Origin of the sequence: Paenibacillus wulumuqiensis (genome assembly GCF_000971965.1) — a bacterium.
Taxonomy (GTDB): domain Bacteria; phylum Bacillota; class Bacilli; order Paenibacillales; family Paenibacillaceae; genus Saccharibacillus; species Saccharibacillus wulumuqiensis.
Window position 1 is genome coordinate 1 of the sequence record NZ_KQ040796.1, and the last position, 9,370, is coordinate 9,370.

The 9,370-nt window shown below is 48.6% G+C and carries 4 protein-coding genes; 2 read left to right on the plus strand and 2 right to left on the minus strand.

All coding sequences use genetic code 11. From position 1 onward, the window contains the following. Together WH45_RS08065 and WH45_RS08070 are read right to left on the minus strand one after the other, a co-directional pair. Positions 1-7,037: DUF6531 domain-containing protein (locus tag WH45_RS08065; RefSeq protein WP_235338322.1), on the minus strand; the 7,037-nt coding region annotated here is incomplete at its 3' end. A gap of 614 nt (positions 7,038-7,651) precedes the next feature. Beyond that, a complete protein-coding gene (locus tag WH45_RS08070) occupies positions 7,652-8,371 on the minus strand; it encodes an RHS repeat domain-containing protein (RefSeq protein WP_082096620.1) in 720 nt (239 codons plus the stop codon). Positions 8,372-8,781: 410 nt separating this feature from the next. Between WH45_RS08070 and WH45_RS08075 the strand changes: the two genes are divergently transcribed. Together WH45_RS08075 and WH45_RS23400 are read left to right on the plus strand one after the other, a co-directional pair. Further along, on the plus strand, positions 8,782-9,108 hold the full coding sequence (locus WH45_RS08075; RefSeq protein ID WP_046213905.1) for a helix-turn-helix domain-containing protein: 327 nt from the start codon (positions 8,782-8,784) through the stop codon (positions 9,106-9,108). Then, positions 9,048-9,370: IS3 family transposase (locus tag WH45_RS23400; RefSeq protein ID WP_152663520.1), on the plus strand; the 323-nt coding region annotated here is incomplete at its 3' end. The genes WH45_RS08075 and WH45_RS23400, both read left to right, overlap by 61 nt.

The window sequence follows — 9,370 nt, forward strand, 5'->3', positions numbered from 1 at the left end:
GTGTCGGTTACCTGTCCCTGTGCATCGGTCAGGGCAATCGTGCTGCCGCGCAGATCGTAGTGGTACGTCTGGTAGTTCCCGGCTGCATCTTCGCGTCCGATCAGTCCCATCCCATATACATACCAGGCTTGCGGTGTACCGGCATTGTCGGTCTCCATCAGCACCTGGGAGAGCACGGCATGCGGGTTGATGATCTGTTTTGTTGTTACGCCATTTACCGTGATGGCGTTGCGGTTGTTCTCGTTATCGTAGCTATAGCTTACGCCACCGGCCTGGATCAGGCGGTTACGGGCATCATACCGGTAATCCTGCATGCTGCCATGCAGCGGGCCGCTCAGCATATTGCCTTCTGCATCGTACGTTACGGCTTGTCCGTTGACCGTAGCCAGACGGTTATCTGCGGTGTAGGTCATTTGCAGATCGCCATACAGTCCGTATACATCTTCGGTTAAGGTTAGACTTTCTGCTTCCATACCGGCAGCCCAAGATGTCAGGGAAGGATCTTTGGTCGCAGCCGGAGCACTGTAGACATCCGTCTGTACACTGTCGTTACGGTCTGCAGTCGGCTCTGCCATACCGCTCTGGATCATGACGTCTTCCAGCTCTGGAGACAGACCCGGGCCGTATACGTCGTAAGTGACGCTGTTCAGCGGATTCTGAACTTCGCCGCCCTCTTCCTGAGTCATGTTGCCGGCGGCATCATACGTGTAACTGCTCTCTGTCAGCACACTGCCGTCCGGGTTCAGATCGGTCTTGCTGGTCATCTGACCGGCAGCATTGTACGAACGTGTCTCCTTGGTACCGTCCGGACGGGTTGTCGATGTCAGACGTCCGTTGGCATCATAGCCATAGCTGGTCTTGCGTCCGTTCCAGTCGGTGACTGTGGACATATGGCCTGCGTTATCGTACGTGTAGTGTACCTTTTTGCCATCCGGATAGGTCAATGTGATCAATTGACCGGCAGCGTCATAGGAATAGCCAATCGTATTGCCGTCACCATCCGTATAGGTCTCGACGCGGTTGAGTGCGTCAAATGTGCGGCGCAGCACTTTGCCATCGCTGCCGGTGACCGACAGGATATTACCGTTGGCATCGTATTGATATGCTACGCTGCCAGCCTGATCGGCAAACTGGATCAGATTGCCTGCCGCATCATACATATATTTCGTATCCCGGCCGTTTTTATCCGTTTCCTGGCTGAGCAGTCCGAGCTTGTTGTACGTGTACGTGTGACTGCCGCCTGCCGCATCTTTCTCATTGGTTAGACGTCCGAGCAGATCGTACTGGTATTGTGCCTGGTTGCCGTTGGCATCGACCATCTGCGTAATCTGTCCAAATGCATCTGCTGCCTGTGACGTATGACCCTGAATAGCATCATTTACATCCGTTAGCTGATTGCGTTTGTCATAGCTGTAGCTTGTTTTACGGCCCAGCGGATCGACCGATTGGGTCAGCTGATTCAGCTGGTTGTACGTGCTTGTGTACGTATTGCCGAGCGCATCGGTCAATTTGACCGGGTTGCCTGCGGTATCGTACTGCACGGTGTACATTTTGTTGTTCAGTGCATCGTAGGCTTCGATTGGACGACTGAGAGCATCGTAGGAATAACGGATGCTTGCACCCTGCGCATTGGTCTCACTCAGCAGATGCCCTGCTTTGTCATAGGCAAATGTCGTTTTGCGGCCCAGCGGATCGGTTACACCGGTCATCCGGCCTTCAGCATCATACTGGATGCTGATTTTGCCGCCAAGCGCATTGGTTACGCCGGTCAATTGAGCGTTATTGTCATACGCATAGCGGGTGATATTGCCCAGTGCATCGGTCACACTGGTCAGATTATCGTGACCATCATACGTATAGCTGTTCTTGTGTCCCAGTGCATCCATAACGGCTACCAGCTGATCGTTATCGTTATAGACAATTTTGGACGTGTTGCCATCCGCATCGGTCTGGCTGGTCATTCGCCCGGCTGCATCATAGCCAATCGTGGTGATCTCACCGGTCGATTGAGTGACACCGGTCAGGCGCGAACCGTCATAATCGTACTTGATTTGTCCGCCGCGCGGATCGGTCGCCGAGACGAGCATGCCTTTGTCGTTATACGTGTAACGAATCGTATTGCCTTCCGTATCGGTAGTGCTCAGCAGACGTCTGCTGCTGTCATACGTGCTGGTAATACTGCTTCCGTCCGGTCCGGTAGCTTTCAGCAGGTCGCCACGATTGTCATAAGTCATCGTGATCGATTGTCCGGATGGATCAGTTACTTGGATTACATTGCCTCGGTCATCGTATTCGAAGCGGGCGGTCTGGTTCAGCGCATTGGTGATGCTGGTCCGGTTCCCTTTATCGTCATACGTATAGGTTGTCTTGCCTTCCAGCGCATCCAGTACCTGTACCAGCTGGTGATTGGCATCATGTACACGCTTCTGGATATTGCCATTGCGATCAGTGATCGTAGTCGTAAACAGATGGTCTGCCTCGCTATAAGCCAGAGTCGTCTGATGACCTTCTATCCCATCCGTTTGTTTCAATATGCGGCCTTTGCTGTCATAGCTGTTCATGAACAGCTGCTTGCTGTTCAGTGCGCCAGTCACAATCTGATGATTACCGTTGTACGTATACTTGCTCTCATTGCCTGCCGGATCGGTCAGGGTAATGAGTCTGCCTGTATCGTCGTAGGTAAATGTCGATGTTCTGCCTGCCTGATCGGCAACCGAACTTACTTTACCTGCAGCATTGTAAGCCAATTGCAGCTTGGCTCCGGTAGTTGGCTCTGTCACACTTGCCAATCTGCCGCTGCCATCATACTGGAATGTCATTTCGATACCGCCGGAATTTCTCATGGACTGAATGATGCCATTTGCCGAGAATTCATAGGTTGTACCGTCATAACGAGTCAGTGTGTAGCTGCTATTCGTATTCTGCTGCAGATGGTCATTTCGGGCTGACTGTTCTGCGGATGTGTAGGTACCGTCCGAATTTTTGGCAAATGTGTTATACCGGAAATCGTTCCAGTAAATTTTCAGACTGCCATCTTTATTGTCTTTTTTGAGGCTGATTGCATAGTTATGACTCCAGCCTTTGCCCATTGCGCCATTGCCCTGCAGCAGTGAATAATACTGTGCCTGGAATGGAATATCTATGCTGCCATGGGCATACAGCATCGTTTTGTTAATGATCTGTGCACCGGTCGACGTGTCGATTGGATCGGCATAAAATGTCTGAGGATCATAGTTACTCGGATCCAAGGAGCTAACCGGCTGGCCTGTCGGCGGCGTTACCGGTACCGGAATAACCGGATCGGTCGTCTCTTCCCAGCGGAACAGTCCGTATGGGCTGTATACTTCTACCGTTTTGCCGCTGGTATTGCGGATAATTGCAGTGTTGCCAGCACCGATATTCAGCGGGCTCGCACCTGTTTGCTCTTTGCCCTGTTCAATCCAGTAAGTGAAGCTTCCATCCACCATCAGGGTATGGGCTTTATCCGTCACATTTAGGGATTTGAGCATTTTGTCTTTATCCAGATTGTAAATGGACAACGCGGTGCGATCAGTATCTTCGAATACAAAGTTTTCCTTATTGCCATTGACGGTCGTTGCTGCTGCCTGACGACCTGTCAGTATGGCGTATCCGCCGCTCGGTACAGCTACAGATGCACCTGTTGTGAGGCGATCGTAGCTAATCGGCTGTCCGGATGCGTCGTAGACCGCTACATCATATTTGCCATCTACCGTCAGTCGGGCCGTGCCGGATGAGGTGTTGGCTGCTTTCATACTTTGACCGGAAGCCAGTGACTTGAGCAGGAGATCATTGCCCTGGGTGACACGAATGGCTTCTGTCGGAGCTGAGACGCTGATCGGTCCGGCATCTACATTGGTCACAACGAGTCGGCTGGAAGCTGACAATGAATGCTGCGGCAGTGTAGTACTGCTGTTGGAGCTGGTCAGGCTGCCTGAAGCATTATAGATCTGATAAGCATGTGTTCCGTTCACTCGTGGATTGAACATTCCCGGCGAGATATTGCGGAAGGAATAATTTTCTCCGACTTCAAGCATCTTTACAGTGACCGGTTTGGTATCGGTCGCTTTGATCGTAAACGCGTCGTTGGAGACAGCCACAGTGACTTTCTGATCCGGTGCTGCCGCAATGACAAAACGATCATTACGAGCCGATGATTGGGTCGCTATCGTATAGTTGGTCTGGAATTCTTTGACCTCGCCATTATTCTTATACTGGGCAAAATCATAGGTTCCATTGACATAGAGATACATCATATCCAGTGCATTTTGCTGGAATACGAGCGTCTCATCCGGCGACAGTGTACGGACCAGCGTCACCGGGCGGGTACGGTCGGTTATTTTAAAGGATTCAAATGGACCGTATACGATAATGTCAGAGGTGTCGCTATTTTGCAGTCCTACTTTGGCCCCGACATCAATTGTCTGGGTCGGAATGCTGGATATGGTGTTCAGGTACTGCTTCAGGCTGCCGTCTGTATTGTATACAGCCAGATCATACGTGTCAGTCATGCGCAGTACGGAATCCACCGAATCGACATTGACAGCATCCACGGATTGTCCTGGTTTGAGCGTTGGTTTGATCAGGGCCGGGTTGGCACGATTGGTCACCGTAAAGGCATCATAAGCGCCTTCGATAATCGTCGGGCTGGACGAATTGCCGGTGATCGCCATTTTCTCGCCGGTCTGCTGAATTTGGATGGCCTTGTCTGTTGCCAGGGCCAGCTGATCCACTTTGCCATCGGCTTTGCGTCCTACATAATCGTAATTGCCACCAACCGAATACAGGTTAAAGGCTTTGCCCTGCGTGTTCTTGATATCTACGCTTTGTCCATTATTCAGCACCTGCCGGAATGTCACAGGCTGAGTACGGGCAGTTACTTTAAACACATCATACGCACCGTATGCCACAGATGGCTGTTCGCTGCGGTTCATAACAGCCAGACGCTCACCATTACTCACTTCACGCTTGCTTGATGCGGAGATATCTCTGCCATATTGATCAAGCGCATTATTAACAAATAAAGAATAATCATAAGGTGCGGTCAGATGTACATCTCCTGATCCGCCGCCACCGGTATATTCAGCTTCCACACTTTGACGTGGAGCCAGATTGTACTCAAACAGTGCCGGATTCGTACGGGCACCTACTTTGAATACATCATATGGACCTTCCACAATCAGGGCAGGTGCTGCCGCATTGGTGATCGATATGCGATTCTGTACCGGAATGATCTGGTTTGCCAGCGTTTCTTCACGCTGTACATCTACCGCTTCGTCCCCTTTGTACTCGGCCAGATCATAAGTACCTGCCGGATATAGGGAGAATGGCTTGGTCGCTCCATTGGTAAAGTCCATACTTTGTCCGTTATTCAGCGTCTTACGGAACGTTACCGGTGTAGAACGATTGGAAGCTGCAAATAATTCATATGCTCCGTAGGCATCAATCGGATTCTTGTCCGTATTCATGACGGCCAGCTTCTGGCCTGCAGTCACTGTACGGGCACCGACATTGCTGCGCCGGACATACGTATCCGGATTACCGGCTGTATCATAATCCATCAGATCATGCTGACCGGTAAAGTACACGGTCTCTGTAGATGCCGCCTTGTTCACAAATTCCGCACTCTGATCAATAGCAAGCTGCTTGATGATCAATGCCGGATTCGGGCTAGCTTGTACACGGGTTACATCATAAGGACTCAGCAGTACAAACTGGGTGCTGCCGGAATTGGTAACCGTTACCCGCTCACCTGTATGGAACGGCAGTGAACCGAGTGTACGATCATGATCAAGCGACCGCAGTGAGTTATCTGCGTAATAGCTCGCCTGATCATAGGTGCCTTCCGTATACAGATTAAAAGTACCCGGGCTTTCGTTGAACAGTTTGAGGCTCTCGCCGACATTCAGATAGCCTTTATAAAGTGCCGGTTCCGAACGGCTGCTCAGCGCAAACGCATCTGCCGGTCCGGAAACGACCATTGGACGCAGCCCGCTATTCGTAGTGATAATTTTTTCATCTTTGGTCACCAGATGAGTGTCTGCTTTGATCGGATTGCCAAAGCTGTCTACCTTGTTGGTTGTCTGATCGTAGATCACATAGTGATGCTGATCATCGGCCGCAACCTGGAAACCTGATCTTGCGGTATTGATCGCTTTGAGCGTCTGTCCTGGCTCAAGTGTCCGTCGGAACGTAATTGGCTCCGTACGAATCGAGAAGCGGAAGGCTTCATATGGCGCATAGATTAGATCCGTCGTAAGGCCCACATTGGTAAAGGCCACTTTCTCCGACCCATTGAATTTGAAATTATACGTAAGACGGTCGGCTCCATAATCTATGATGCCCGCATTGTCGTAGAAAGCATAATCATAACGGGCATTGGTCTGGATCGTTGCATAGCTATGTGTCAGATTGCTCGCTTCCAGTGAAGCGCCTGGCGCCACATTGTATTTGTACAACGCCGGATTGGAGGAATCCGAGATGATGGCCGCCTCTTTGGGTATCTTCACCGTAATGGATGAGGAGCCGCTCGGGTTGGTAATTACAGTTGTGTGGCCGATTGGTAGTACGTAATTCCCCAGCGTACTTCCATCATCATATTCTGCCACATCCCCGGAAGCATCATATTCGGCATGTTCATACAGACCACTCATAAGCAGCTTAATCTGGTCTCCGGATATATTTTTCACTTTGATGCTGGAACCTGGAGAAAGCGTCTTGGTGACCATTGGCTTCTCGACCTGGGTCGAAGTATAAAATGCATAATTGGCACCACTTACCGTCACCGGTGCTGAAGATGTATTGGTCATTACAAAACGCTGACCCGGTTTTACAAATTTGCTGAGCATTGTGGTGCTGCCTGATGAAGCAATTGATCCATCTTCGTCATAGATGATGAATTCATAAGCACCATCTCCATCACTGTACACGTACTGATTTTTATCTGATTTGTTGACAGCCTGTACAGACCCATTTACAGGTACTGTGTAATAAAAGTCTGCCGGGCTACTATTAATCATAGTAATCAATCTAGCAGGTCCTACTACATCGTAAGCAGTTGTATCACGGTTAGTAATAATAACTGCACTACCCTTGCTTATTGTTTCTGTTCCTGCAGATTTCTTTCGTGTAAATAAAGCATATTCCCCTGCAGTATTGAAATTTATATTCGCATTGATACCGCCTACTCTGACGGTCTGACTACGCGCATCATCTATATTATTTGCCATAACACTTTGCCCAGGATTAAGTGTCATACGTTCCAATGCTTGGATTCCACCAAAAAGAGGGGTATCCTGAAGCGTTTTGGATTTGGCATCAACGGTTACATCACCAGAACCCTTATTGGTAACTACCAGAGTGTAATTTCGGGATATAGTCGCTGTGGATTTGCCTGTTTTCTCTTGATAATTTACGGCATCTCCAGTTGTTGAATATAGAGCATAATCATAATTGCTGCCATCCATATATACAGTCATACCTGTGAATTCGGATTGAGTGAAACTTGTTGACGAACCAGGTGAAATTTTATAAATATTGGACACAGCAGCCTGGGCTTCCGGCAATCTCAGATTACATATAACTGCAATAACCAGGAATGCCAGCACACTCCATCTTACATAAAGAGGTGTTTTCATTGCTTGCCGCCTTCCTGCACTGCTCGTTCAAAGGTCCGGTCGGCAAAGCCTGCTTTGGCATGTCCGTTGGATTTCAGCAATACCACCTGCAAGTGTACTCTTGCCTTGACTGCGCGGCTTGGTGTTCTCAGGCTGGCCTGATAATTATGCCAGATGGAATTCTGTTTGAGATTCAGAATGTTATCATAGCTCACCAGACGGTTTCTGTTATCGTAGTAATTGACGATAACCTGTACGACTGAATCCTTCATCTCATCGGATTTTACCCATCCTTCATAGGAATAACTGGAACCTGCGTCAACAGGGATATCCCGGTAAATATTGGCTCCGCCTGTACGCTTGGCATTCACTTCAATCCACTGCACGTTCATATCGGAGGATATCGTCTCGTATACATCACCGGATACCGTAGTATCTCCGTATACACTGCTGCTTACGGACTGATATATCGTTACCGGTGCATCTCCATACACGTTTTCACTGGCTGTGTGGTACTGTGCTTTTACTGCTTTGGTCATATAGGGAGTCCAACCCGAGATGATGTTATCTTTTTGTCTGGCTGGAGCGGCTGTCGATTTGACACTTAACAGATTGCCGCCATGATCGTATGTGTATGTGGTGGTCTTTCCGTCTTTCTCGGAAGAAATCACCCGATTGAGGTCGTCATACTTATAATCTGCTGCCAATGTGACTGAGGTGGCTACGGTAATAGTCATTATTCCTACCAAAGCTATACTGATAAATTTCTTCACTTTTTCCTTTTCGCTCCCTTATTGAGTTATTCCTGATTCCGGTCGGCTGAAGGACAATTGTCTATTATACTTTCCTTCCACTCCCTTATTTGATCCAATTTGCTCCTTTCCCAGAAGAATAATCATAGCATATGGAGTTTCCTGTTCTGTATATTTATTGGAAGCCACTTCTTTTTATCGGCATAATTATGAAAATTTTTACTTATAGGTAAGCTACTGAGTTTTATGAATATTAAAAGTTATATTTTTACATTTTCATCCTTTTAGCTGTTTACATAACAAAAAAGCCACTCCGAAGAGTGAACTGCACCCCTTAAAATGGACATTAGAAACCCCCTCGGTTAAACTAATGAGCATTTGGGGGTGCATTTTTCATGACAGAAAAAGGACAGAAGTTTAAAAAGTATTCGTTGGAACTCAAGAAAGAAGCCATTCGTTTACATAGCGAGGAGGCCTGGACGTATCGTCAAATCACAGCTCATTTGCAGATTCACGACGCAGATCGGGTCAAAAAATGGATGCGGAAATATCGGGAGCAAGGCGAGTTTGGATTACTCGATCAGCGAGGACGAAGAGAGACGTACATCGATTCAGATCGACAGATGAACCAATTAAAACGAGAGAATGAACTGCTAAAAAAGTGCTTGAAAATCTGGAAGGAGGAGGAACGAAGACGCGGTATTCGCTCATTCGACAAGTAAACGAACGAGGACAGATTCAGCGGCTCTGCCAGCTGTTTGGCGTCTCCAAAAGCGGTTATTACGCCTGGTTGAAGCGGCAATCCATCGACCGGGATGTGGAGGATAAGCAAGTCGTAAGCAAAGTCTACACCAAATACAAGGGAATCTACGGTTACAGACAACTACAATTGTTCCTGTGGCACGACGAAGGCGTGTGGATGAATCACAAAAAAGTGCTTCGGCTCATGCAGAACCTTGGCATTCAGTCTCGTATTCGTAAAAA

Excerpts from the sequence above, each read along its gene's own strand:
- WH45_RS08070 (WP_082096620.1), bottom strand. The coding sequence starts at position 8,371 with ATGACTATTACCGTAGCCACCTCAGTCACATTGGCAGCAGATTATAAG.
- WH45_RS08075 (WP_046213905.1), top strand. The coding sequence starts at position 8,782 with ATGACAGAAAAAGGACAGAAGTTTAAAAAGTATTCGTTGGAACTCAAG.